This window comes from Paenibacillus taihuensis (genome assembly GCF_003386535.1).
Lineage (GTDB): Bacteria > Bacillota > Bacilli > Paenibacillales > Paenibacillaceae > Paenibacillus_Z > Paenibacillus_Z taihuensis.
Genome location: NZ_QTTN01000005.1, coordinates 161,150 through 186,600, shown reverse-complemented (window position 1 = coordinate 186,600; position 25,451 = coordinate 161,150). Strand labels below are relative to the sequence as shown.

Sequence of the window (25,451 nt, the reverse complement as noted above, 5' to 3'; positions counted from 1 at the left end):
CAAAGACTCCCTATTTATGTTTTGGTGAGATGCATCATGCGGAGCAGTACAGTTGCAAACTCCGCACGGCTTGCCGATCCTTCCGGATTGAAGCTGCCGTCCTCGTAGCCGCCCAGCACTCCCTTCTGCTTCATCGACTGAATGGCTGGCGCTGACCAGCGATCCGCCGCGACGTCACCGAACGGCGCATTAACGGGACGCACGCTGTTCAGACCAAAGGCGCGCAGCAGAATGACGGCCATCTCCTCCCGGTCAATCTCCTGATTCGGGCCAAATAACCCGCCAGGATAGCCGCCTACCCACCCTGCACTTGCAGCGCTGATGATCGGCTCATAAGCCCAGTGTGAGCGCGGTACATCCAAGAACTGAGCAGACCCGCCTGTTTTCGGCTTCTTGGCACGTACGAGCATCGAGATCGCTTCAGCACGCGTAATGCTCCGGTCAGGATAGAAGCGGTAGCTGCCGCTCCCTCCAACAACACCGAGCGAACTTAACGCTTCAATAGAATCAGCTGCCCAAGTCCCCTCAATATCGCGGAAGCCCGCTACAAGCTTATCTGTGCTAACCCGCAGCCCATAGTACTGCCTATCGAAGCTCGCGCTTGCCGTCACTTTAATGTAGAAGACGCCTTCGCCAAGCTTCAGTTCTTTCATTAATGATTGCGCATTCGGAGCCGATTGCAGCTGCATGAGCAGCTTCTGTTTCTTATCGTACACTTCAGCCTTCATCCGAATACCGCTTGGTATGCCGCTTAGCTGCAAGGTCGTGATGCTCGTGCTATCCAGCCGCAGCTGATACCAGTCGATATCGCTTGACGTTCCGACAACGCCCCAATAGTTGGATCCCGGAGAAACGCCTGTTGCTTCATAGGTTTTGTCGTTCGGCTCATTCGGATCCGTCAGCTTGGAGATCACCTGAAGCTTCAGATGGTACTCCGCCGCTGTTGCACTCGCTTGAGACGACATACTGTTGCGGACCCGTATGTAATACTGGCCGGGGGTGACGTTGAAGGAGCGAGTCGTTTCGGTCTCGCCGTCCCCTTTCTCATCCGTTTCTTGCAGCGCATCGCCTTGACGCTGAAAGCCAATCGCGGGGTCAATTCGGGCGGAATCCACCGACATCGTCAGCTTCACCGTGCCCCCGGTATCGAAATGAACGGCGTACCAGTCCAAATCGCCTGTCTGATGAAAATTACCCGTAATCTGCTGTGAGCGCGGCGACAACGTAAACGCCTGGTACTGCTTATCGTTCATCTCATACGCATCCGGCGAGCTCTCGAACGTAGACGTGAGCAAATACGGCAGATGCTTGGTGAGCGTCTTATTGAAGAGGTGGAGTTCAAAATAGTTTCTACCCTTCTTGACGTTCCACTGCACCGTTTGGTTGCCGAGTTTTGCATCTTTTGTGCCTTGCGGCGAGGTATCGCCGTCATGCGTCATTCGAACCGTCGGCATGCTTTCTCCGGCTCCAACGAGCCCCTGAAGCTGGATCGACAGCACGCCGTCATACGGCGCATCAATGCTGTACCAATCCTGATCAGCGCCGCCAGCAAGCTCGGCCGCAATTCTCTTCCCTAGCGGGAAAATGCGCGCCGCCCCCTTGCTGTTGTTCGGCTCGAAGCTATCCGTCGCAAGCTTCGCCGTCACTGCCTTGTCGATCTGAAGCAGACCATAGCCGCTTGCTGGATCAAAGCCCGGTTTGCCGATATCAAGCGCGGACTGGCGCAGCAGCGCCCGAATCTGATACGGCTTGTAATCGGGATGCACTGCCCATACGAGCGCAGCTGCCGCCGCCGCCTGCGGCGCCGCCATCGAGGTACCCTCTTCCTCCTTGTAGCCGCCGCCAATCGCTGTCGTGTAGACATGCCATGGAGCTGCGAGGTCGATTTCTGGACCTGTATTTGAACGCGGCTCCGGATGGCCTTCAGGGTCAGCGCCGGCAACGGCGACGACAGTCGGATAAGCAGCCGGGAATTTGACGTCCGCCTTGCTTCCGAGCGTCATGCCGTCATTGCCGCTTGCGGCGACGAGGAGCGCTCCTTTCGATTCCGCATAAGCCGCGATATCTTTCAAATAGAGCGAGTAGCGGTATAACCCTACCGAGAGCACAACGACACGTGCTCCGTGATCCACTGCATATACAATAGCTTTGCCGAGCCGTTCCTCATCGCCGAAGCCATCTGAATCGAGCGCCTTGATCGGCATAATGCGGGCATGCCATAGGATGCCTGCAATGCCGGCCCCGTTGTTGCCCTCACCGGCGAGCACACCGGCTACCGATGTGCCATGCCCGTTGTCGTCCTCCGGCGGCTTGCCGGGCGAGACAAGATTGGTCCCCGGAATCAAGTTGTCCTTCAGATCCGGGTGATCCAGATCAACACCGGTATCAATGACGGCGATTGTTAATGCCGTCTGATCGTGAACGGTGCTCCATGCCTTCTTCGCCCCGATCTGATCGAGATGATGCTGCAGCGGCAGCTTCGGATCGTTGGATGGAGGCGTAGACGAAGACAACTTCGATAGAGAAGGCAATGACATAGACGATGGCGATGACAAGGGCGATGGCGCAGTCAATGGAGACAACTGCAAAGGCGATGCCGATCCCAACAGCTCCACTTGGCTGAGCGGCTCGACATATTCAATCTCCGGCGTCTGCTGCAGCCGGAGAAGCCACGCGGACGTGTCCGCCCGATTGTCCTCGGGTCGGACGACGTCCACCGCGCCAACCGCCGCCGGCTGCGCAAGGCGGCGGAGCACGCGCGTCCCCGGCAGCGGCTTCGCCAGCGCCGGGTCGCGCCACTTGATGAGCCAGCTTTGCGAAGCAGCAGCAGCTGGCTCATCTCCCGCGGGAGCGGCGCTAGCGGAGGCCGGCCCCTGGCCTCCCGCTAGGGCGCTCCAGAGCAGCAGCGCTGCGAGCGGAGCGTGCAGCGCGATGCGCGCGAAGCTGCGCCGCGGCCGGGCCGGCGAAGCTTCGCGGCCGGCAGCGCGCACAGCAGAATAAGCCTGGGCTGCGTGTACTGGCTCCGGCACAAGGCTTTGGCTCCGCTGTTGCATCGATATGGAACTCGCAATCGTCGGCTGCTTTTTCTTAGTCATCATAGTCTGCCTTTAACCTGGAAAATGATATCTGAAACTTTTTCGCTACCTGCCCCCGTTATCCTTTTGACAAATTGTAGAATAATGAAATAAAAGGTCGATAGTCCTACCTCAAAAACGCAGGTAATCGATATCTATGCGCCAAATTACCTTTATACGTCTAAAGATTAAATGAACTTTGACGCACTCTAGTAGTTCTATATACCTCTAATAGATTCTCGTGAAATCCGCCCCGCGTACCTGCCAGAGAGCATAAAAAAAACCTCCGATCCTACTAGATTGCGTAGAGTCGGAGGCTTAATTCCTATTCTTTTCCATACATGTGGGACTACTGTAATCGGACGAATAGATCACTCACGATAGAGAAGTGATCGTTCACAAAGTCCAGCACTGGGCCAGGCACAATGCCAAGCACGACTGTCGCAACCGCACAGAGCCAGATTACGATGCCCGTCGTAACCGGTACACGCACTTCCGTATCGATCGTAGCACGCATGAACATTTGGCGGATGATGCCGAAGTAGAAGTAGTACGAGATGACGCTGCTTACAACCATAATGGCGATAATCCAGTACAGCTTCGACTCCGCCGCGCCCAGCAGGATGAACAGCTTACCGAAGAAGCCGCCCGTAACTGGCAAGCCAGCCAGTGAAAGTACGAACACGACCACGGCGGCAGCCGTCCACGGCGCTCGATAATAGAGGCCTGCGAAGCCGCCAATCTCATCATGGCCCACCGATTTGTTAATGACCGATAGCACCGCAAGCATACCGATCGTCATGAGCAGATAGGCTGCCAGGTAGAAAATAAACTCGCCCACGTTCGAGGCATGCATCCCTTTGAGCGACAAGCCGACAGGTACGAGCAGGTAGCCCGCGTTCGCCACCCCGGAGAGCGCCATAAGCCGCTTCACGTTCACCTGGCGCAGCGCCATCGTCGAGCCGATCAGCATCGCCGCCGCGGCGATCACGAGCACCGCGAGGAAGACATCGTCGGCAATCGGATAATCCGGTGACGAAGCGAAGAACGCTACATTATAGAGAATTCGGAAAATAATCGCGAATGCCGCGCCTTTGGAGACGACCGCCAAGAATGCGGTAACCGGCGTCGGCGCTCCTTGATACACGTCAGGCGCCCAGTAATGGAACGGCGCTGCGGCGATCTTAATGCCAAGACCCGCCAGGATGAAGAAGAACGAGACATAGAGCAGTGCCGGATATTCCGACGCATGCTGCTGAATGCCTTGCGCAATGGCGCCGAGATTCGTCGCGCCCGTGATGCCGTACAAGTAGGACATCCCGAACAGCAGCAGCGCGGACGAAATGCCGCCAGTGACGACGTACTTGAACGCCGCTTCCGCTGACTGCACCGCGTGCTTGCGAATGCCGACGAGCACATATGTCGTAATGCTCAGCAGCTCAAGACCGATGTAGAGCGTAATCATATCGCCGGAAGAAGCCATGATCATCGCCCCAACGACAGCCGGCAGGAGCAAATAGTAGAACTCGCCTCGATCCGAAATATCGGTCTTGCGTACGGTGCCAAGACTCATCAGGACGATCAGCATCGTAGCCACGAGGAACAATATCTTCAGCAGGCTCGAGAATACGTCGATCCGGTAGCTGTCGCCCATCAGTCGAATGACATGGCTGACGGGCTGACCGTTCGCGTCCGTCTTTCCGACTTTATCGATGACATCCGTTAAGCGCCATATAGCAAAACCAAGCGATATTGCCAGGCCGCCAAGCGTCAGCCAGCCTATCGAGGACCTGGAAGACTGGCGCGGCAGGAACAGATCAAGCACCGCTAATGCAATAGTAAATGCGACAAGTATCCATTCCGGGGCGAGATAGGCTGCATCACTCCAGGTGAGCGACTGCAGCTGTTGTTGTACAGCTTCCATCGTCTACCTCCCCGCCTTCTCTGAAAGTTGCTGGAGCAGCGTGTCAAAGCCATGCTTCATCGGCTCCGTTAATACAGCCGGGTAAACCCCGATCAATACGATAAAAGCAAGCAGCGTAATCATCGGCACCGCTTCGATGAGTCTCGCGTCGCGAACCGCGGCAAGTTTCTCCGGCATCGCGCCGAATGTGATGCCCAGGATGCTGCGCAGCACATAGACCGCGGTCAAGATGACGCCGAGTACGGCAACGCATGTTACAGCCTGCTGCGAATCGAACAAGCCAAGCAGCGAGAGGAACTCGCCAATAAAACCGGACAGACCTGGAAGTCCGAGCGAAGCCATACCCGCTGTCAGCAGGATACCGCTGATGAACGGCATGCTTCTCGCAAGACCGCCGAGATCCTTCAGCTCCGTGGAGCCGGTCCGTTCGTAGATGCTGCCGACGATAAGGAACAGCAGCGCGGAGATCAGACCGTGCGAGATCAGCTGAATGATGGCGCCGTGCAAGCCGATTTCATTGAGCGATGCGATACCGAGCAGCACGATGCCCATATGGCTGATCGACGAGTACGCCAGCACGAGCTTGAATTCCTTCTGCACGACGGCGAGCACCGCGCCATACAGAATGTTGACGACGCCTAGTATCGCAATCGCCACTTTCCAATCCTCGGCGACGGCCGGGAACATGAATACGCCGAAGCGGAGCAAGCCGTATGCCCCCATCTTGAGGAGCACGCCGGAGTGAATCATAACGACGGAAGGCGGCGCTTCGGTATGAACCCGGAGCATCCACGTATGGAACGGGAAGATCGGCAGCTTGATGCCGAAGGCAATCAAGAGCAGCAGGAAGATGACCCACCGCATCCGCTCCGACAAGTAGAACGGATTCTCCTGTCCTTGCGTCTGTTCCGTGGACATATTCACATAGGAATCTGCTTTCGTCAGGTTTGTAGTAATGACCTCGTAGCTTCCGCAATAAGACAAGTTCGTTTGCTGCTTCTCCGGCACTTGCTCCGCGCGGAAGCCGGCTGTCGCGACGAGAATGACGAAAGCGATCAGCATAATTGCCGAGCCGATTCCGTTGTAGAGCAAGAACTTGTTCGCCGCCCGCTCCCGGTTCATGTACCCCCAAATTCCGATCAGGAAGAACATCGGGATGAGCGTCATTTCGAAGAAGACGAAGAACAGGAACACATCCCTGGCCAGAAATACGCCGAGCATGCCAATCTCCAGCAGCAGGAACCAAATATAGAACGACTTCCAGCGTTTCTTCACATGGACCGAAGCGAGCGCTGCCATCACGCCTACGACTGCGGTAAGCAGCAGGAGCGGCATCGACAGGCCGTCAACTCCCATATGGTACTGAAGCTCGAATTGGTAAGAGCCGACTTCACCGACGGCTTCCTTGTTCAGCGAGACATCGAGCCAGGTCGCTGTCTCCTCGTATGCCTTGCCGCCCTTCGTGCTGTCATAGTCGGCATACAGCCACAGCGACAGCAAGAGCGGAAGAATCGTCGCGATAATCGCAGTCGCCTTCAACCAGCGGCTCCGGTGCTTCGGCAAGAAGAGAAGGACTAGAATGCCAAGCAGAGGCGAGAACGTAATGAGCGATAGGATCGGAAGATCAGCCAGCATTACCAAAACCTCCTTCCGACAAGTGCAACGAGAAGAACGATAAGTCCGAGCACCGTCACAACGCCATACGTTTGAATTTGGCCGTTCTGCACGCGGGTTCCGCCGCGGCCGAACCATACGGCTGTCCCGCTGACCAGCTGAACGAGGCCATCCACAATATACTCGTCAATCGCATTCAGCAGGTAGCCAAGTCCGCGAAGCGGACGTACTAACAATGCTTCATAGATCTCATCCATGTAATACTTGCGTTCGAGCAGTCGGACAAGCCAAGGCGCCCGGGAAGAAATCGCATCGCGGGCAATCGTTCCTTTGACGAAGACGAGCCAGCCGAGATACAGTCCGAGCAAGCCGACCGCTGCCGAGATCACCATCACGATACCAGCGCCGCCATGTTCTTTCTCCGCGCCATCGGTCAGCCAAGTGCCGAGCGTATTGTTCCATGGCGTCTGGATGAAGCCGGAGGCGGCAGCCAGCACAGCCAGAATGATGAGCGGAATCGTCATCGAGGCTGGCGACTCATGCGCATGCTGCTCGCCTTTCGGCTTGCCCATGAACACGAGGAAGAACAGCCGCGACATATAGAATGCGGTGAAGAATGCAGCAGCTACGCCGACTGCGAACAACACCGGCTTCTCATGCAGCGCAGTGTTTAGAATCATATCCTTGGACCAGAAGCCCGAGAACGGCGGAATGCCCGACAATGCGAGCGTGCCGATACCGAACGTCCAAGTCGTAATTTTCATCTTGGCGCTCAAGCCGCCCATTTCTTGAATGTTCTGCGTATGTACCGCGTGAATGACACTGCCCGCTCCGAGGAAGAGCAATGCCTTGAAGAATGCGTGGGTGAACAGGTGGAAGATACCGCCTGTCATCGAGCCAAGTCCCAGCGCCATCATCATATAGCCGAGCTGGCTGACCGTCGAGTAAGCGAGAATCCGTTTAATATCGTTCTGCGCCACCCCGATCGTAGCAGCGAAGATCGCCGTGAAGCCGCCGATATAAGCGACGACATCCATCGCCGTCTGCGAAGCTTGAAAAATATCAAATGTCCGCGCCACGAGATAGACGCCCGCCGCAACCATCGTTGCCGCGTGAATGAGCGCACTAATCGGCGTCGGACCTTCCATCGCATCCGGAAGCCACACATGAAGCGGAAACTGACCGGATTTGCCGACTGCTCCGACGAAGATCAGAATTGCAATCCACGTCGTCACGCTTGCCGCGATGATGCCTGTCTGCCCATCGAACACATTGCCGATATGGACAAAATCAAGCGCATGATCCGGCATGTACCAGTACAGCAGTAGAATACCGAGCAGCAGCCCTGCATCCCCGATCCGCGTGACGATGAACGCCTTCTTCGCCGCAGCTTTTGCCTCAGGCTTGCTGAACCAGAAACCGACGAGCAAGAACGAGCAGACACCGACAAGCTCCCAGAAAATATACAGTGTCAGCATGTTGTCTGCTAGAACGAGACCGAGCATCGAGAAGGAGAACAGCGCGACGTAGCTATAGAAGACGGATATCCGTTCGTCGCCTTTCATATAACCGGCCGAGTATACATTGACCAGGAAGCTGACCAGCGTGACGACAACAAGCATAAGTGCGGTCAAATTCGTCACTTCATAGCCTGCATTCATAGTCAGTCCGTCAAAGTCCAGCCACTTGAATGAATATTGATAGTATTTGGTTCCATCCGACATATGCTCGATCAGGACGAGAATCGATAGCACCAGCCCCGCGAAGGAGCTTATGGAGCCGAGCAGAACGCCGAGCGTCCGCTGACCGCGTCCGAAAGCGAGCAGCAATAGAAACGCAACGAACGGAAATAGCGGGATGAGCCAGGCAACTTGTGAGAAACTTGTATCCATATTCGTTACCTCCTCATCTCGTCGTACTCATCCACGTTGACCGTACCGCGTGCACGGAACAGCGCAATCAGAACAGCAATACCGACAGCCGCCTCTGCAGCTGCAACGGCGATGCTGAACAGCGTGAACATCTGTCCTGTCAGCGATGGGACAACGCCATACTTGGAGAACGCAACCAGATTGAGATTGACTGCATTGAGCATCAGCTCAATCGATAATAGAATGATGACGGCATTTCGTTTCACGAGCGCACCGTACAAGCCGATGCAGAACAAAATGGCAGCCATCGTTAAATACGAGGATAACATGCTAGTCCGCCTCCTTCTTCGCAAGCACGATCGCCCCGATAAATGCAACCGTCAGCAGCACCGAAACAAGCTCGAAAGGCACGACATAGTTCGTGAACAGCAGCTTGCCGATTTCCATCGTATTATCGGTCGCCTGGCTGAGCGGCTGTTCCGGCTCGGGAAACTCCGACTGGCGGATGGCGTAGAACAGAATGCCGAACAGCGCCAGCGCGCCGATCGCCGTAAGCGTCTCATGCAACGGGCGCGAACGATCCGCCTCCGCATCCTGATGCTTCGTCATCATAATGCCGAAGATCATCAGAATCGATACCGCGCCGGCGTAGATAAGCACTTGAACGAAGGCGAGAAACTCCGCCTGCAGCAGCACGAACATGCCTGCGATGCCGATGAATACGGCCGCCAGCGAGACGACCATATGAACGACCTTGGTGAAGCTGACCATCAGCACCGCGCCGCTTATAATTAGCACGGAGAAGATAAAGAAGGCAACGAATTCGCCTGTAAAATTGACGTTGAACATCGTCTACTTCGCTCCTCCCTTGGCAGCAGCAGGAGCTCCAATATTGTTATTGTCCTGACGGACGTTGCTGTTGTTGTCATCCAGCCACTTCAAGTCCTTGAACAGCTCATCACGGCTGTAGGACGCCAGCTCGAAATTGCCCGTCATGACGATCGCTTCCGTCGGACATACCTCCGTGCAGAGATCGCATAGAATGCAAATTTCAAAGTTGATGTCATACGTGTCGATGACCTTCCCCTTCTTCTCCGGATCCGGATTCGCCTTGCCTGTGAGCGTGATGCACTCGGTCGGACAAATACGGGCGCACTGATTGCACACGATGCATTTGTCCGGCTCAAAATGCTGGATGCCGCGGTAACGGTCCGGCATTGTGATCGGCACATCGGGATAGGAAGTGGTAACTTTTTTGTCGGTCAAAGATTTTAAAGTGACACCAAGCCCTTTTAAGAGACCTTTCATTCCCTCATCCCTCCTGTCTTCATAGCGTTATTTCACGAACAGCTCCAAGTAGACCGCTGTAAGAAACACATTCAAGATCGCCACCGGGAGCAGCACCTTCCAGCCAAGCCCCATCAGCTGATCGATTCGGATACGCGGCAGCGTGGCCCGGATCCAGAACAGGAAGAACACAATGAAGGAGAACTTCAGCAGGAACCAGATAATGCCCGGTACCCAATCCAGGAACGGGAACGGCGCATGCCAGCCGCCCAGGAACAGCACTGTCGTAAGCGCCGCGATCGCGTACACGTACACATACTCCGTCAGCATGAAGAACGCGAAGCGGAAGCCGCTGTACTCCACGTGGTAACCGGCAACAAGCTCCGATTCCGCCTCCGGCAAGTCGAACGGCGTCCGGTTCAGCTCCGATACGGCCGCGATGACGAACACGACGAACCCGATAATTTGCGGAAGGAAGTTCCATTGCCAGAACCAATCGCCTTGCTGATCCGCGATCGTCCGCAGGTTAAGCGAGCCGGACATCATAATGACGCCGACAACGGAAATGACGAGCGGCACTTCGTAGCTGATCATCTGCGCAGCGGAACGCATGCCGCCGAGCAGGGCGTATTTGTTGTTGGACGACCAGCCGCCGAGCACGATCGCAATCGTCGAAATGCCCGAGAGCGCGACATAGTACAGAAGCCCAACGTTGATATCGGCAAAATAAAGCTTTTGCGTATAAGGAATAACCGCGAGCACCGCGAACGCAGGCACATAGGCAAGCGCCGGCGCGAGGATGAACAGCGCGCGGTCCGCCTTGCGCGGAATCGTATCTTCCTTCATGAGCAGCTTGGCAATATCGGCGACGGACTGCAATAACCCCCAAGGACCAACCCGGTTCGGACCGATCCGGAATTGCATCCAGCCGATGACTTTGCGTTCGAAGAAAATCGCATACGTAACGAAGCCTAATACGATCGCGAGCAGAATGACGCCCCACAGGAAGAACAGCAGCGCATTGCCCCAAGTCAGCGTTTCATCGAGCCAGGACCCCATTAGCAGTCAACCTCCCCGACGACAATATCGATGCCGCCCAAAATGGTAATGAGGTTCGTCATCGTTTCCCCAACGAGCAGCTTCGGCAGAATTTGCAGGTTGACGAACGACGGACGGCGGAATTTCAGCCGGTACGGCTCCGCTTTGCCCTTCGAGACGATATGGACGCCGATCTCGCCGCGCGGCGATTCGATCCCTACGTAGAGCTCGCCTGCCGGCGGACGAATAACGCGGGGCACTTTGCCCATCACATCGCCGGATGAAGGGAACTGTTCGACAGCCTGCTTCAGGATGCGAAGCGACTGGCGGATCTCTTCGAGCCGGATCAAGTAACGGTCATAGCAGTCGCCGTTCTTGCCAAGCGGCACATCGAATTCGAAGCGATTATAGATACTGTATGGCTTCGCTTTGCGGAGATCCCAGTCCACGCCTGTGGAGCGAAGATTCGCGCCGGATAAGCCATAGTCGATCGCAGTTTGCGCATCGTACGCGCCGACGCCTCTGATCCGCGCAAGGAAAATTTCGTTGCCGCTGACGAGCCTGTGATACTCATCGAGCTTGCTTTCCATATACGGAATAAACTCGCGCACTTTATCGATCCAGCCGACAGGCGCATCCCACTTCACGCCGCCAACCCGCATGTAGTTGTAGGTGAGGCGGGCGCCGCACAGCTCGTTGAACAGGTTGATAATGATTTCCCGGTCGCGGAATGCGAACAAGAACGGGCTCATCGCGCCAATATCGAGCAGGTACGTGCCCCACCAAACCAAGTGGCTGGCAATACGCTGCAGCTCCATGACGATCAGCCGCATGAACTCCGCACGCTCCGGCACTTCTAGCCCCATCATCTTCTCAACGCCGTGACAGAGCACATAGTTCGTCGTCATTGCCGACACATAATCCATCCGGTCGGTATAAGGAATAATTTGCGTATAGTTCAAATCTTCCGCAAGCTTCTCTGTTCCCCGGTGCAAATAGCCCATAACCGGAGTCGCTTCCGTTATCACTTCACCGTCGAGCTTGACGATGATGCGAAAAACGCCATGCGTGCTGGGATGCTGCGGGCCGACGTTAAGCAGCAGTTCTTCTGTACGAATCACGGCTCATCACACCTCCGGGTCTAGCGGTACGTAATCTTTGCGCAGCGGATGTCCTACCCAGTCATCCGGCATCATAATGCGCCGCAAATCGGGATGGCCCGGAAAATCGATGCCGAGCAAATCGTAGATTTCGCGCTCGTTCCAGTTCGCCGTTTCCCAGACCGGTACAACAGATGGAATTCCCGGCTGTTCCCGGTTCGTCTTCACTTTCACGGCAAGCTCATTCTTCGAATTCAGCGATACGAGATGATAGACAACTTCCAGATGCGTCTCATAATCGACGCCCGATACATTGCGCAGGTACGTGTAGTCCTGCCCTGTACGCGTCTTCAAGAGACGGCAAGCCTCAACCAAACGGTCCGCGCGAATAACCAGCGTCGGCATGTGGTCGTTCAATTCGTTTATGTAAGCTTCCTCGATAGCGTCCTCAGCAACGGATGCACGAATGAGCGCTGCAGCCTCATCGAGCTGCGGCTGCTTCGGCGATGGCGGCTTCGGCTCTGCCGGCGCAGCCTCTCCGCCTTCGGCCGCTGCCTTCGCAGCTGCTCGTGCAGCGCGCGCTTCCGCCGCAGCGGCGATCTTCGCCGCCTTCTCGGGATCTACCTCGCCGCCTGCTCCGGCTGGCGCAGCAGCTGCCGGCGCTTCGCCGCCCGCCTCGGCCGCGGCTTTCGCGGCTGCTCTTGCGGCGCGCGCTTCCGCCGCCGCCTTCAGCTTCGCTTCGCGCTCCGGATCGACCGCGGGCGCTGCCGGCGCACTCGGCGCTGACTCTGCCGCGGGCTTGGGCGTTGCCTCCGCCGCTGCTGGCGTTGCCTCTGCTGGCGCCGCCTCCGCGGGAGCTGCTTCCTCGCTCTTCGGCTCAGCGGACTGCTCGAGCTCCTTCTCTTTCTCGTCGCTCATCGGTTCGTCACCCGCTTCCCGGTCTTCGCCTCGTAGCGGATTTTCTCCTGAAGCTTGTTAATGCCATAGATAAGTGCAGCCGGGTTCGGCGGGCAGCCAGGAATATATACATCGACGGGCACGATCTGATCGACGCCCTTCATCACTGCGTAAGAACGAACATAAGGCCCGCCGGCTGTAGCGCAGGAGCCCATTGCGATCACCCATTTGGGCTCAGGCATTTGGTCATAAAGACGACGAAGCAGCGGTCCCATCTTCTTCGTGACAGTACCGGCTACAATCATAACGTCCGATTGGCGCGGCGATGTACGGAACATAACGCCGAACCGGTCCAGGTCATAGTGGGATGCACCTGTCCCCATCATCTCAATTGCACAGCAAGCAAGTCCGAACGTCAGCGGCCACAGCGAGTTGCTGCGCGCCCACGCCTTCAATTGCTCCAGCGTACCCATAAATACATTGCGCTCCAGCTCTTGTCTCTCTTCGGGGGTAATCGACTCTAAATTGAATTCCATTTGAGCACCTTCTTCTTCCAGGCGTAGAGTAATCCAATTAACAATAATCCCGTAAAAATCGCCATCTCGACAAGCACAAATAAGCCGAGCTGCTTATACGCAACGGCCCACGGATATAAGAAGACAGTCTCGACATCGAAAATAACGAACATGAGCGCAAACAAGTAATAGCGCACATTGAAGCGGACTTGCCCCTCCCCCACTGGTTCGTTCCCGCTCTCGTAGGTCGTCTTCTTCTCTTCATTCGGTTTGTTCGGGCGCAATAGCCGCCCAACGGCCAATGCGACCACAGGAAGCAGAATACCGAGAAGAATGAAGATGGCCACAATAACGTAATTGTTGATGTACTTCTCCACTATTTTCGCCTCCATTGTAATGGATCTGCAGGGCGGGATCGGTGCTGCTTGGCTTGGTCAAATTTCCCTCACAATTATAACAAAACCTGCCACTTGCGTCTATGACGGAGTTGAATGCGCTTCCTTTCGACAAATTGTGGAAGCGGCCATAAAGTCAGCTTTCACTAGGATAAGCTGCCGTTGGTAAAAATATGCAACCTTTTACATAAAAAAGCTCCCGCTCCTCCGGACGGCCGGCCTTTCTCGATTACTTCCCTTTGATTCGTCACCCTTTCCGTCAGTTGCGTGTATATTTTACCTCGCGAGAATCGGATTTTCCGACTCTCAACCGCGTATCGGCCTCGTTTTCCACTGAGAGTCGGATTTCCCGACTCTCAGCAAACAGCGGACGGTTGTGTCGGAATCCGGCTAGTCGCCAGTTACCTTAAAACAAAAAAATGCCGGACTCCCAAAGGGTCCGGCTTCCTTCCTACTATACCGCGGTCGAGTTCTCCTCCCGCTCTTCGGGCAGCGACGATGCAACCATACCATCATCGCCTGCAACTGCCGAATCTGCCGCAATCGCAGCCTCCTCGCGTGCTTTGGCCTCTGCAAGAAGCGCGACTTTCCGCTGTCTCGCGAGCATCACGAATACCATTACGTAATACAACCAATACAGTGCGAACTCTTCTAACGAAGGGTCCTGCGTGTAGCCTAGGAACGCTTTGAAGAAAATGCCGATCTGCCCGTTCAATATCGGATGATGCCCCGTATCGCGAATGTAGTTCGTTTCGTCGATTGGATGCTCAGGCATGAGCCAGGTCAGATCATACATCGCGCCGTTCTCGCCGCCAGGTGTCTTATACAGGCTGCCGATAACGCCCAAATCCTGCATGACGCCGATGGCCTGAACGAACAAGCCGGCCGCAATCATAATGAGGAATACGCTCGTCACCCTGAAGAACGTACCGATCTTAATTTTCTTGCTGCCTTTGAACACAGCCACGCCGAGCAGTCCCGCTGCGACAAGCCCGACCAAGGCGCCCCAGCTCTGAAGCGCTTTCGAGATATCGCCGGAGGAGATCGCCGCAAAGAAGAAGACCGTCTCCACCCCTTCGCGAAGAGTCACGAGGAAGGAGTGCACAATCATATTGATTGCGCCGCCGGCACTAAGAATGAGCGCCACTTTATTTTGCAGCTTACCTCGCATCTCTTGATTCTGCTTGCCCATAAACAAGATCATATGCGTTAACAAGCCTGATGACACAAGCAAGATGCCAATACGCAAATATTCTCGGCTGCCCATTGTCGCGTAACCGTCGAGCACGATTTGGAATACGAGCGCAACGCCAAGGCTGGCGAGGATCGCCATAAACACCCCGACCCACACCCACTTGTTCCATTTGCTCTGCCCGATGCGGTTCAAGTACGTAATGATAATACCGACAATAAGAATCGCTTCGAACGCCTCGCGGAATGTAATGAGAAATGCCTGCAAATTCATGGAACGCTCACTCCTTAATCCTTCCTAAATACGCGTACCCGTCCTGCGAGGAGGACGGGCAAGCAGTGCGCGGCAAGAGACACGCGCCTATTTAATGACGATGACTTGACCTTTGTCGAAGTAGATGTGGTTCTCGGACAGCTCCGCAATAGCGCGAAGCGGCAGGTAGGTAAAGCCACCCTTCACAACGACCGGTTGATCCAGCTTGTAATCAGCGATTGCCTCGCCGTTCTTCGTAACAACGTCGCTGCCAATTTTAAGCGCAAGCGTTACGCCGTCTTTTGTCACTTTGGCTGTCTTTGTTGCGTTATCGTAAGCTACTGCAAAGCCGAGCAGTTCCAAGTAACGAGTTGGAACGAGCGTGCGGTTCGTGGACTTCTCAGCGTAGGAAGCTGTTACATTTTGCGCCTTGCCGTTCACAACCACTTGCTTGTCGCCGATTTTGAACGCAATACCGTCGATTTGTACAGCATAGGAAGCCATTTGATAACCGATTGCACGAACTTTGTCCGCGTCGCCTGCAGCTGATGCAGCAAGGATGTCGTCGTTCAGTTGCTTCGCTTCAGCGTATACGCCTGGTGCGAAGAACGGCTCCAGCGCTGCGAAGAAGCCGTACAGCTCGCCGCCTGTGCCAGCTGCGCCAGCTGCGTCTTTCTTCTCAAGCTTCTCTAGAATTTCAATCGTGTACGCACTTACTTTGGCCACATTACAACGGATGATTGCTTTGCGGATGGCCTCTGCATGGACTTGCTTCGGATCACCGGAGCCGAAAGCTTTGTAAACAACATCTGCATCAACAGCGTCTCCGCCATGCAGGTAACCATAAACGCTCATGAAGTAGAAGTAGCCTTCGATTACAGCAGCAGGCTGCTCGTCAGTAGATAGGCTCTTCATGCGGTCTGCTTGCGCAAGTGTTGCGAGATTGAAGATCTTGATCAATGTCTTGTCTAGCAGCTGACGGTGAACATTAAGCTTCGTCACGTCTTTGCTGTCGATATCGGATTTGAAAGCAGGGAGTACGGTTTGGTTCAACAACTCGGAAGTCGTTGTACCGTATGTGCTGTCAACCATCTTCGCAGTAGCATCCAGTACATCCGTATACACTTGCGTTGCCTTCGTAATGAAAGCTTGTGCGCCGGCTTGGTCGCCAGCTGCTAATGCGCCCTTCGCTCCCGTGTTCGTCAGGTTCTTGATCAGGAAGTAGAAGTACCACTGCAGCCCTTTATCAACAGCTTGCTCTGCTTGCGCATATGTAAGCTTGCCGGCAACTGCATTATCCAGTACGAAACGGATGTTTTCATTCACAACAGGGTCGCCGGCTTTGATGCTGCCGTCCACGCCGAGAACATTTTTCTCAAAATCGGAAACGTACTGCGCCTTAATGTCAGCAATCGCTTTCTTCTGTTCAAACATGCCCAGGATATTCTTGTAAGCAGCCAGCTGTGGAGCAACGTCTGTGTTAACTGGCGCTTTCTGTGGTGAATCGTCCGCAAACGCGGTTGCTGCAAAAGCAAATACGGCTGCTGCAAGCATCGTAACGGTGAGCAAGACGGACAATGATTTCTTCATTCGGTTCATCGATTCAACTCTCCTAATAATAAATTGGGATTAGTGCTGCGATTCCAAAAAAGAACGGCTGACGCCGACTCTTGGCAGGGAGAAAAATAAACTTAGAAAAAGCCTTTGCGGCGAGCCCACCATACAGCGCCCGCGCCGATAATAACTACGCCTCCAATGACGCCCATTGTTACAGCCGGGTTCGTCTTGCTCTCGTGAGCCATTGGCGCATGCGCCTTCGTCCCGTCGATGACTTCCGGCTCAGCCGCTGCCGCTGCGTCAGATACTGCTGTATCATCTGCTGCCGCGGAGTCGTTGCTCGTTGTGCCCGAATTATCGGTCGATGCGGCATCATTCGTCGCCGATGCGTTATCAGCTGCTTGTGTGTCATCGGTCGCTTGGCCGGCATCGTTTGTTGCAGCTTGCTCATCGGCATTCGCCGTTTGATCAGGCGCCGCTGCGTCACCCGTGGTCGCTTCCGAAGATGTGTCCTCTGCAGCAGATGTATCCGTCGCGGTTGTAGTCGTTGTTGAATCGGACTTGCTATCGTTAGCTGCTGGAGCATCAGGAGCTTTATCGCCAGATGTTGTCGTGCCCTTATCAGGCTTCGTCGTTGTAGTTGAGCCAGCCGCGCTGCCTGTGGTGGTTGATGGCTTCGATGTAGTGCCTGCTTTCGTGCCGCTCGTACCGCCGCTTGTCGATGTGCTTCCGTCCGGCTTCGTGGTCGTGCCGGTACCTGCAGCTGGCTTAGACGGCTCCGCCTTGTACGGTGTATACGGGAACAGCGGCCTTAACGCACTGTAAATCCGGTTAACCGCACCTTTCAATGCCGCTTCGTCCGGGTCCTTCTTGCCGACGCCGAACAATCCCGGGTTGCCGATTGCATCTAGCGCCACGTCAAAATCCTTCGCCAAACCGTCCAGCTTGGACGAGGACAGCTTCGACTCCGCGTAAGGTGACAGTGTCTCGAAAGTCGCCCGCGCCTTCGCAAGCAGCAGCTTCGCCGACGTGTAGTCCGTGTAATTGTGGAGCGCATTCTCAAAGCGTCGATCCAAGTTCATGACGAGCAGCGCCTTGTAGTTGGCAATCGTCTCGGCCGTCTTATGCGCCTTCAGATCCGCATCCAACGTTGCCGCAACCGCTTCGCCAAAGTGCGAGGCGATTTCGTCACGTCGTTCCTTATGTGCTGCCGTTGCCGTATCCCAATCGGCCGGGGATTTGCCTAGCGACGAAACGACCACCTTGAACGTTTCCGCTACATCCTCGGTATTGGCATCGCCATACGAGTACGCCCAAGCGCTCGCAGGCGCCAGGACCAGAAAAATCGCGACAACCAGCGTTGCGATTCTCATTGACCTTATGCGCATGATTGCAATTCACCTTCCATAAGTCATAATCGCTGTACAGTGCCTCCCAGTTATTCTCAAAGGTCACGATAGTAATGATAATCATTTTCAATTAGAGTGTCAATAGACGGAAGTGTACAAAAGTTTTTGTGAGGTGTAAGCGGCGGGGGCGAGTTGCTTCTTGGTGAAGCTGAGAGATCCAATATGGCACTCTCAGCTCCGAAAACGTGCTAATTCGGACGTGAGAGATCCAAATGGGGTCTCTCACGAAGCGGTCCGCAGGAATTCGCAGCTGTTTCCCGCTGAGAGATCCCAAATGGCACTCTCAGCCCCGAAAACGTGCTAATTCGGACGTGAGAGATCCAAATAGGGTCTCTCGCGAAGCGGTTCGCGGGAATTCGCAGCTGTTTCTCGCTGAGAGAACACATACGTTCTCTCAGTGTCAGAATCGCACCAAACTGACCCGCGAGAGCACATATACGTTCTCTCGGGAGGCCAAAGCGAGTGTTCACACCGGTTTTCGGCGCTGATAGCACATATATTACCCGATCCACTTGTACAACGTAATCGCGTTGTATACTGGCTCGAACAGCGGATCGCTGCGATAGACCGCAAGCGGCTCCACCTTGTCCCGCAGCGGGCCGACCTGCGCTTCGAAGCCCTGCAGCACATGATCCGTTAGCAAGATCTCTGCGCCTTGGTCCGCCTGCACGTCTGCGAGAAAATACGAGTACGTCTCGATCCGTCGGTTCGTAACTGGGCAGTGCAAGTATTGGAGGACGCGCATTTCCTCCCACGTATACACGACGAACCGGCGGTCCGTATGGCTCGCCGCAAGCTGGCGCAGCCCCTGATCCAGCTGGTAGACGGCAGGGGTTTCTACCGCCTGCCGCTCTACCAGCGCGCTGCCGGCGGCAGCTTGCAGCGCAATGACGCAAGCGGCGCACAATGCAGCCGCCGCTTGCACCGCGCGGCGAATGCGTGCGCCGCGCTCCGGCTGCGAAGCAGCCGCAGTCGGCGCAGCCGCGCAGCACATCGCAAGCAGCAGCCACATCACGCCGATGAGCGGCGTGATGTGGCGGGGCTTGTCGATGTTCTGCGCCAGCAGCGCCCAGGCGCCGTAGGCGCTCGCGAGCGCAGCGAGCGCCCCCGGCAGCGCCGGGCGGCATAGCCATGCCGCCGCCCGGGGTGCCAAAGGCGCGCGCGTGCGCGCGCCGACGCGGGGCGGGCGTGCCGCCCCCGCGGAGAGCACGGCGGCGAACAGCAGGGCCGCCGCCGCTGCAAGCAGTGCCGTGGACCGGACGAACATGCCGGTCCACAGCACGTTATCGCCCGCGAAGCGCAGCACTCGCGCGGCGAAGCTGACATGGGCGGCGGACGCTACGCCGCCGCCCCAGTCACTGAAATGGCCCTCGGTGAACGCGAGGGCCAGCTGAATAAACCCGCTTAGCCCGCCTTCGCTCAGGGCTAAGCCAGCCACCCACAGCAGCTCGAAGCTTGCCGCGAGCAGCACATACAAACCTAATCGCGGCAGAACCCGCTTCCCCTGCCGATGCCAATCCACTGCGTGCAGCGCCAACAGCCATAGCAGGCCGACGCCGAAGGCGACAAAAGACAGCCTGATCCCCATCATCAGGCTGAAGCTGAACATCGCCGCTGCCGAGCGGCCCCAAGTGCGCCGTTCCATCGCCCGCCACCAGCTCCACAGAAACCACCACATCATGGCGATGCCTGCCGCCTCCGACATCGGCCGCACCGCCTGCAGCCACAGATACGGCGCTGTCAGCACGAGCAGCACCGCAAGCACCGACCAGAGCGGCGACAGAACCCGCCGCGCCAGCAGCCAGAGCGGAATGACAGACAACGCGAGCAAGCCGATATTCAGCGTGTCGTAAGCGAGCACCGGATCGTGCACGAACCGCCGCACGGCCATCGCGCCCATCACGAAGTAGGGGTACCCAGGGAAGTGCGGCTGCATCGCGAGCAGATCGAACCGATCCAGCGCCAGCACAAAATCAACCTCGTCCCAGCTCCCCGCATACGGACTCCGGTGCATCAGGCTGAACAGCACCCAGAGCAGTACCCCAACAACAATAGAAGCCGGTGCGGCGACCGACTTCAATACATTCCTATAGCCGCCACGCTCACCACGCAGTTGATCCCCTTCTCGCCGCCGCACCTCTCCACCTCTTTCACTACTTTTCCATATACAGTCCCTTGCCCTATTCTCCTAGCCAACTACTTCTCCATACTCACCTTACGCAGAGCAACCGCTCGCGCCTTCTTCAGCTCCGCCACTCGCTTCCTACTCACAGGTCGGCGCATTTCCTTCCACACGGCCGGCAGCACGTTCGTCATGTACTTATTGAACTTGATAAACGACTCCCCCTGCTGGCGCACCTGATACGTGATCGGCACCTCTTCCATCCGAAACCCTTTACGGACCAGATTCAACGTCAGCACCTGTGCGTAATTGTAATCGTGAATAATCTCCGCATGTTCCATCGCGAGCCTCGAGAAACCGCGCATCCCCGACTGACCGTCCCAAATCATCCGGCGCAGCAGCAGTGCTTGCAGCAGCGTAAAGCAATAATTGCCGAGACGGCGGTGCAGCCTCATCCCGCGGATGGACCCCTTGAACCGCGAACCCATCGTATAGTCGGAACGCCCTTCCCAGATCGGAGCGACGACGTTCGGAATCTCCTCGGCCGGATATTCGTTGTCCGCATCAATCATAAGCCCGATATCAGCGCCAAGGCGCACGCATGACGCGAGCCCTTCCCGCACCGCTGCTCCCAGTCCCCGATTACGCGCAAAAGAAACAATATGCTCCGCACCTGCGGCCTTCGCTTCCTCCACCGTACCGTCGGTAGACCCGTCGTCAATGACGAGCACCTCTACCTGCCAATCCGGATGCGGCTCGCGCGGAATCCGAGAGATCACTTTGGCAATATTGCCTTCTTCATTATGCGCCGGCAGAAATACGACCAGCTTCTTCTTGTGCATGAGGTTCCGCTTCTTTCTTTGATTTAATGGATGGTCTCGGTTCAAAAGCATCTATTAACACCGGGCCGCGACTATGGCTCGGCAGCGGCGCATCCAGCAAGTAGCTGAGTGTCGGCGCCATGGAAACAAGCGACTGCTTGGCATCGATTTTGACCCCTTGCCGCACATTCGGACCATGCATGAAGAACGGCACGTACCGCTCGCCTTCGTCCAAATGCCCATGCCCGCCGATACCGTCGGCCTGTCCATGATCGGCACACACGATGAATGTCGCATCCTCCGCATGACCGTTCACCGTAAGCCAAGCCGTAAACTCGGCGATGAGCGCATCGGCCTCCTCGATCTTTTGCCGGTACTCGTCGTACAGCGCTCCCATGCTATGCCCCGTCTGGTCCGTTGCGATGAACTGCACGATCAGAAGATCCGGATTCTGCTCCGCCATAATGAGCTTCGCGCGCTCCATAATGTTGCGGTCGGCTTTATCATTATGCATAACCGCCGTCACGCTCTCCACATCATCACCCATCGAATCGATCAGATGCGCGATGCCGAGCAATCGCCCGACTTTGCCAACCTTGCGCAGGCTATCGAAGATCGACTCGACCTTAATGCCGAGCTTCCACACCATGTTGGACGTAATCCCATGCTCGCGCGGATACGTGCCCGTAAACATCGACGAGAAACAAACAACAGTCCTCGCCGGGTATAATGTCTCCATCTGCGTATATTCCGTACCTTCGGCCCGCCATCTTTTTAGAAAAGGCGCATTTGCTTCCTCGAACCGGTCCTTCCGCATGCCATCAATGACGAGCACGAACACCTTGCCTTTGCCCGACTGCTCTGACGGTTGTACGGGCACCGTATAGTTCGGAATTTCTTTCGGTTTCCAATCGAACAAATTGCGGTGCAGGATAAATGCGTAAACCGTGACACCCACAACGAACAAGCCATAGCTGCCCCAGCCAAAATCGCCCGCAGACGCACTTCCGTCCGCCCAATACCGACCAGCCACATCAACAACGAAGAGAAGCAGCAGGAACTTTGGCAGCTGCTCCTGCGCATTGCCGCTCGTAGAATCGCTGTTCTTCAGGACCAGCTTCCAGAACCGCTTAAAGTTCCACCATGACGTTCCAATCCTTAAGTGGTAGTAGAATGTCCCCCAGAAATAGATCGTGAAGAACAGAAACAGCAGCGTCGCTGTTGCGTAGAGCCCCAGATCAAGCGGCGCATCTCGCCACAGCACGAGCGCAGCCACGACCGGCAGCCATAGATAATTACGCAGAAACAGCGGAAAATCATAATAGAAATAGAGCGCCAGCAGCGGAAGCGCCGCCAGCAGCCCAAGTCCGAACTGCGCCCAAAAGCTTGCCTCCCCCCACTGATTCATATGATAGAGCGCGAATGTACCTACGACGAATATCGGTGTAAAAGGCTTCCCTTCGTTCAGCAGGTTCCAACAACGCGCCGCTATGATCTCAAACCCCGACGCCTTTTTCATTTTATATGCCCCTCTCTCCCGGTTGGCTGCAGCCATGACCGCAGCTCTTTCCACGTGACCGCGCTCATCGCAAGCGAAGCCGCGCCCGTCACATATGCAAATACAAACTTGAAGCCGTGCGACAGCAGCGCCGCGGCAAAAGCAACCTCGCCCGAAACGCCCAGCACGCCAAGCGATGCGGTCAACGTCGTTTCATACGTACCAATTCCGCCAGGTGTGACGTGAAACAACTGACCTGCGATCGTCATGCTCGTCACCCATATCGCCTCGAATGGGTTGACCGGAAGATCGAGCACGCCTGTCACGCCATATACAACCGCTCCTTCGAGCAGCCAGCTTACGAGCGTTAACAGCGCTGCTGCAGCTCCCCGCTTCGATGCCAGCGTCGATTGCAGCCTAATGTAGTGCCGCTGCACGAAAGCGACAATCCCTTTACGATCTGTTTGATATTGTTGGTTGCTTCTTCTCCGCCTCTCGAAGAGATACAACGCTACTAGAACCAGCACACCAAGGGCGACCACAACTATGAACCATGGCGACGCCTCAAGGCCGAGCAGCAGCGCGCCAACGGAGCCGATGAACAGCAATGAAGCCATGTCGAGCACTCTCATCACTGCGACCCAGTGCAGCGCATCATCCCAGCGTATTGCGGCCGATCTCGCCAGCAGTCCTGTTCGTGCCAAGTCACCGACCTTGAGCGGCAGGACATGATTTACGAGCAAGCTTACCAGTAAGGGATGAATGTAGAGGGCTAATCGATCCTCTTTATCCCGACCACTGTAGAGCCGCCAGGCAAGTGCTTTAACGATGAAAGACAGCGAGTATCCGCCTATCATAAGAAGTAGCATCTCCGGCGAATGCAGCAGCTTGACCATACTGCTCCCAATCGACGCTTTTCCATGAAAATACTGCCACGACAACCATACAAAGTAGGCCCCCATCGCTATCCCGCCTACACGGATACCTATTTTGCTTATGCGCATACATGCTCCTGCAAGCCTTTTATATGTTGAGAACCATTATCAATTAGTATAGAAGGGCTTGCCCGCTTCGTCAAACCTTTTCGCTTGCTCCGTACATGACAATCTTCTCACGTTCACATGACTACATTCCCCGTATCCCATGACAAGGTTCTGTTTACACATTCACCATTTTCATCAAAAATAGTGTTGTAAGCGCTTTACAAAATGGGCAAGGGAGGAAAATGGTAAGATTACAGTCGACTGGTTTGCCAATATGAGAGGAGATGTTTGAATGCCGAAGCATACACGCAGCAGATGGATTTCCTTGGTCTTATCTCTAGCTATTTTGCTTGGTTCACTAAGTTTCTCTTCATCCGCACATGCAGCATTCGGAGACCGTATTACGATCAGTGGAACGAATTTCTATGCCGGGGGACAGCAAATCTTCATGAACGGGGCGAATACGCCGTGGAACAGCTGGAATGATTTCGGCGGATCGTTCGACTACAATTGGTGGAACAATCATTTTGCCACGCTTCACGCAAATGGGGTCAATGCAACGCGCGTATGGATCACTTGTAATGGTGAAGTCGGCATTAACATTAATAGCAGCGGTCAGGTGACGGGCGCGACAACCGCACATTGGAACAACCTCGACAGCCTGTTCCAGATTGCGCAGAACAACGGTGTCTACATTATGGCGACACTGATGTCCTTCGACCACTTCAACAACAGCCATACGAACTATCAAAGCTGGCGCAACATGCTGAACAGTGACTCCAATATCGACTCCTACGTCAACAACTACCTCATTCCGTTCGTTAATCGCTACAAGAGCAATCCCTATCTCTGGTCCATCGACCTGATGAACGAGCCGGATTGGGTTTATGAAGACGCGAACAACGGCCAGCTTTCCTGGGATCGCCTGCAAACGTATTTTGCCAAAGCAGCGGTTGCGATCCACCAGAACAGCAGTATCTTAACCACCGTCGGAATGGGCATGGTCAAGTATAACAGCGCTACGGCAAGCGGATCGAGCGGCAACAAAATAAGCGACGCTGCGCTCCAGGCCAAAGTAAACAGCCCTCTCGCCAAAGTCGACTTCTACTCGCCGCACTATTACCCTTGGCAAGATCCGTATTGGGGCATTCCGTTCTATGTCACGCCTTCATCGTGGTATCTCGTATTCGATCGGCCGGTCGTTGTCGGCGAGTGCCCTGCACTAGGCTCGACGGGACACACGCTCACGAGTGATTTCTCCAACGCTTATACCAATGGCTACGCGGGCGTCATGCCATGGACCTCCAATGGAGTCGACAGCAATGGCAATATGACCAATCTGGCACCAGCTACTTCCGCTTTTGCAAGTGCGCATAACTCGCTGGTCTTCCCTCCGGCGAACAGCGACAGCGCCAAATTCAACTTCGAGAACGGCTCGTTGCAAAGCTTTTACGGTACGAACAGCCTGACAGTCTCTTCTAGCACGGACCGCGCATATGCAGGCAGCTACTCGCTCAAGATGACAACGCCAAGCTTAACCGGCGCCCAAACGTATTATGCGCAGCTGGATAACCCTGCAGGTCTCGCGGCTGGAAGTACGGTCACCTTCCGCGTATGGGTTCCAAGCGGAGCAGCCATCGCCTCCGTCCAGCCTTTCGTACAAAGCAACGCCTGGGCATGGCACGGCAACTTCCAGGCTTATTCCGGCCTAACGAAGAATGCCTGGAACACGATCACCGTCACCATCCCATCGAATGCGCCAACGCCAATGAAGCTGATCGGAATCGAGCTGAAAACAAGCGGCACCTGGAGCGGCAGCATTTATGTAGACAGTATTAACTAATAATTATATGAAACAGGACCAGTGGAGCCATGCCTCCACTGGTCCTGTTTCATTACTTA

At 55.5% G+C, this 25,451-nt stretch carries 20 protein-coding genes; 1 reads left to right on the top strand and 19 read right to left on the bottom strand.

All coding sequences use genetic code 11. The annotated features are described in order from the left end of the window. Window positions 1-14 precede the first annotated feature (14 nt). The 19 genes from A8990_RS06550 to A8990_RS06460 form a co-directional block, all read right to left on the bottom strand. On the bottom strand, window positions 15-3,098 hold the full coding sequence (locus A8990_RS06550; RefSeq protein WP_245995869.1) for a S8 family serine peptidase: 3,084 nt from the start codon (window positions 3,096-3,098) through the stop codon (window positions 15-17). Between the two features lie 325 nt (window positions 3,099-3,423). Beyond that, a complete protein-coding gene (locus A8990_RS06545) occupies window positions 3,424-4,998 on the bottom strand; it encodes an NADH-quinone oxidoreductase subunit N (RefSeq protein ID WP_116188210.1) in 1,575 nt (524 codons plus the stop codon). A gap of 3 nt (window positions 4,999-5,001) precedes the next feature. Then, window positions 5,002-6,633, bottom strand: coding sequence for a complex I subunit 4 family protein (locus A8990_RS06540; protein WP_116188209.1), 1,632 nt, complete (start codon window positions 6,631-6,633; stop codon window positions 5,002-5,004). Beyond that, the gene (gene nuoL / locus A8990_RS06535; protein ID WP_116188208.1) at window positions 6,633-8,504 is read right to left on the bottom strand and encodes an NADH-quinone oxidoreductase subunit L; all 1,872 of its coding nucleotides are present in this window, start codon (window positions 8,502-8,504) and stop codon (window positions 6,633-6,635) included. The genes A8990_RS06540 and nuoL overlap by 1 nt, the downstream gene beginning before the upstream one ends. Before the next feature lie 5 nt (window positions 8,505-8,509). Then, on the bottom strand, window positions 8,510-8,812 hold the full coding sequence (gene nuoK / locus A8990_RS06530; RefSeq protein WP_090575359.1) for an NADH-quinone oxidoreductase subunit NuoK: 303 nt from the start codon (window positions 8,810-8,812) through the stop codon (window positions 8,510-8,512). A 1-nt stretch (window position 8,813) separates the two neighbouring features. Beyond that, a complete protein-coding gene (locus tag A8990_RS06525) occupies window positions 8,814-9,332 on the bottom strand; it encodes an NADH-quinone oxidoreductase subunit J (RefSeq protein ID WP_116188207.1) in 519 nt (172 codons plus the stop codon). A gap of 3 nt (window positions 9,333-9,335) precedes the next feature. Continuing rightward, the gene (gene nuoI / locus A8990_RS06520) at window positions 9,336-9,791 is read right to left on the bottom strand and encodes an NADH-quinone oxidoreductase subunit NuoI (RefSeq protein WP_116188206.1); all 456 of its coding nucleotides are present in this window, start codon (window positions 9,789-9,791) and stop codon (window positions 9,336-9,338) included. Between the two features lie 27 nt (window positions 9,792-9,818). Beyond that, window positions 9,819-10,829 (bottom strand): NADH-quinone oxidoreductase subunit NuoH, encoded by a 1,011-nt coding sequence (gene nuoH / locus A8990_RS06515; protein WP_116188205.1) that lies wholly within the window; start codon window positions 10,827-10,829, stop codon window positions 9,819-9,821. Continuing rightward, on the bottom strand, window positions 10,829-11,929 hold the full coding sequence (locus A8990_RS06510; protein WP_116188204.1) for an NADH-quinone oxidoreductase subunit D: 1,101 nt from the start codon (window positions 11,927-11,929) through the stop codon (window positions 10,829-10,831). The genes nuoH and A8990_RS06510 overlap by 1 nt, the downstream gene beginning before the upstream one ends. 6 nt (window positions 11,930-11,935) lie before the next feature. Continuing rightward, window positions 11,936-12,826, bottom strand: a complete 891-nt coding sequence (locus A8990_RS06505) for an NADH-quinone oxidoreductase subunit C (RefSeq protein ID WP_116188203.1) — start codon at window positions 12,824-12,826, stop codon at window positions 11,936-11,938. Next, window positions 12,823-13,341 (bottom strand): NuoB/complex I 20 kDa subunit family protein, encoded by a 519-nt coding sequence (locus tag A8990_RS06500; RefSeq protein ID WP_090575341.1) that lies wholly within the window; start codon window positions 13,339-13,341, stop codon window positions 12,823-12,825. Before A8990_RS06500 ends, A8990_RS06505 begins: the two co-directional genes overlap by 4 nt. Further along, window positions 13,326-13,712, bottom strand: coding sequence for an NADH-quinone oxidoreductase subunit A (locus A8990_RS06495; protein ID WP_090575338.1), 387 nt, complete (start codon window positions 13,710-13,712; stop codon window positions 13,326-13,328). Before A8990_RS06495 ends, A8990_RS06500 begins: the two co-directional genes overlap by 16 nt. Window positions 13,713-14,169: 457 nt before the next feature. Further along, entirely contained in the window at window positions 14,170-15,180 is a 1,011-nt protein-coding gene (locus A8990_RS06490) for an FTR1 family iron permease (RefSeq protein WP_116188202.1), read from the bottom strand. Between the two features lie 87 nt (window positions 15,181-15,267). Beyond that, window positions 15,268-16,758, bottom strand: coding sequence for a stalk domain-containing protein (locus A8990_RS06485; RefSeq protein WP_116188201.1), 1,491 nt, complete (start codon window positions 16,756-16,758; stop codon window positions 15,268-15,270). Between the two features lie 92 nt (window positions 16,759-16,850). Next, window positions 16,851-18,104, bottom strand: coding sequence for a prolipoprotein diacylglyceryl transferase (locus A8990_RS06480; RefSeq protein WP_147306782.1), 1,254 nt, complete (start codon window positions 18,102-18,104; stop codon window positions 16,851-16,853). Window positions 18,105-18,624: 520 nt separating this feature from the next. Further along, entirely contained in the window at window positions 18,625-20,262 is a 1,638-nt protein-coding gene (locus tag A8990_RS06475) for a glycosyltransferase family protein (protein WP_116188199.1), read from the bottom strand. 59 nt (window positions 20,263-20,321) lie between these two features. Continuing rightward, window positions 20,322-21,089, bottom strand: a complete 768-nt coding sequence (locus A8990_RS06470) for a glycosyltransferase family 2 protein (RefSeq protein ID WP_116188198.1) — start codon at window positions 21,087-21,089, stop codon at window positions 20,322-20,324. Continuing rightward, complete coding sequence (locus A8990_RS06465; protein WP_116188197.1) at window positions 21,049-22,587, bottom strand: alkaline phosphatase family protein; 1,539 nt, start codon at window positions 22,585-22,587, stop codon at window positions 21,049-21,051. Before A8990_RS06465 ends, A8990_RS06470 begins: the two co-directional genes overlap by 41 nt. Beyond that, complete coding sequence (locus tag A8990_RS06460) at window positions 22,584-23,528, bottom strand: lysylphosphatidylglycerol synthase transmembrane domain-containing protein (RefSeq protein WP_181909435.1); 945 nt, start codon at window positions 23,526-23,528, stop codon at window positions 22,584-22,586. Before A8990_RS06460 ends, A8990_RS06465 begins: the two co-directional genes overlap by 4 nt. A gap of 313 nt (window positions 23,529-23,841) precedes the next feature. Between A8990_RS06460 and A8990_RS06455 the strand changes: the two genes are divergently transcribed. Then, a complete protein-coding gene (locus A8990_RS06455; protein ID WP_116188195.1) occupies window positions 23,842-25,392 on the top strand; it encodes a glycoside hydrolase 5 family protein in 1,551 nt (516 codons plus the stop codon). Window positions 25,393-25,451: the final 59 nt, after the last annotated feature.

Bases quoted from the DNA above. Each gene is read 5' to 3' on its own strand.
- A8990_RS06550 (WP_245995869.1), bottom strand. From the start codon at position 3,098: ATGATGACTAAGAAAAAGCAGCCGACGATTGCGAGTTCCATATCGATG.
- A8990_RS06545 (WP_116188210.1), bottom strand. From the start codon at position 4,998: ATGGAAGCTGTACAACAACAGCTGCAGTCGCTCACCTGGAGTGATGCA.
- A8990_RS06540 (WP_116188209.1), bottom strand. From the start codon at position 6,633: ATGCTGGCTGATCTTCCGATCCTATCGCTCATTACGTTCTCGCCTCTG.
- nuoL (WP_116188208.1), bottom strand. From the start codon at position 8,504: ATGGATACAAGTTTCTCACAAGTTGCCTGGCTCATCCCGCTATTTCCG.
- nuoK (WP_090575359.1), bottom strand. From the start codon at position 8,812: ATGTTATCCTCGTATTTAACGATGGCTGCCATTTTGTTCTGCATCGGC.
- A8990_RS06525 (WP_116188207.1), bottom strand. From the start codon at position 9,332: ATGTTCAACGTCAATTTTACAGGCGAATTCGTTGCCTTCTTTATCTTC.
- nuoI (WP_116188206.1), bottom strand. From the start codon at position 9,791: ATGAAAGGTCTCTTAAAAGGGCTTGGTGTCACTTTAAAATCTTTGACC.
- nuoH (WP_116188205.1), bottom strand. From the start codon at position 10,829: ATGGGGTCCTGGCTCGATGAAACGCTGACTTGGGGCAATGCGCTGCTG.
- A8990_RS06505 (WP_116188203.1), bottom strand. From the start codon at position 12,826: ATGAGCGACGAGAAAGAGAAGGAGCTCGAGCAGTCCGCTGAGCCGAAG.
- A8990_RS06500 (WP_090575341.1), bottom strand. From the start codon at position 13,341: ATGGAATTCAATTTAGAGTCGATTACCCCCGAAGAGAGACAAGAGCTG.
- A8990_RS06495 (WP_090575338.1), bottom strand. From the start codon at position 13,712: ATGGAGGCGAAAATAGTGGAGAAGTACATCAACAATTACGTTATTGTG.
- A8990_RS06490 (WP_116188202.1), bottom strand. From the start codon at position 15,180: ATGAATTTGCAGGCATTTCTCATTACATTCCGCGAGGCGTTCGAAGCG.
- A8990_RS06485 (WP_116188201.1), bottom strand. From the start codon at position 16,758: ATGAACCGAATGAAGAAATCATTGTCCGTCTTGCTCACCGTTACGATG.
- A8990_RS06480 (WP_147306782.1), bottom strand. From the start codon at position 18,104: ATGCGCATAAGGTCAATGAGAATCGCAACGCTGGTTGTCGCGATTTTT.
- A8990_RS06470 (WP_116188198.1), bottom strand. From the start codon at position 21,089: ATGCACAAGAAGAAGCTGGTCGTATTTCTGCCGGCGCATAATGAAGAA.
- A8990_RS06465 (WP_116188197.1), bottom strand. From the start codon at position 22,587: ATGAAAAAGGCGTCGGGGTTTGAGATCATAGCGGCGCGTTGTTGGAAC.
- A8990_RS06460 (WP_181909435.1), bottom strand. From the start codon at position 23,528: ATGGGGGCCTACTTTGTATGGTTGTCGTGGCAGTATTTTCATGGAAAA.
- A8990_RS06455 (WP_116188195.1), top strand. From the start codon at position 23,842: ATGCCGAAGCATACACGCAGCAGATGGATTTCCTTGGTCTTATCTCTA.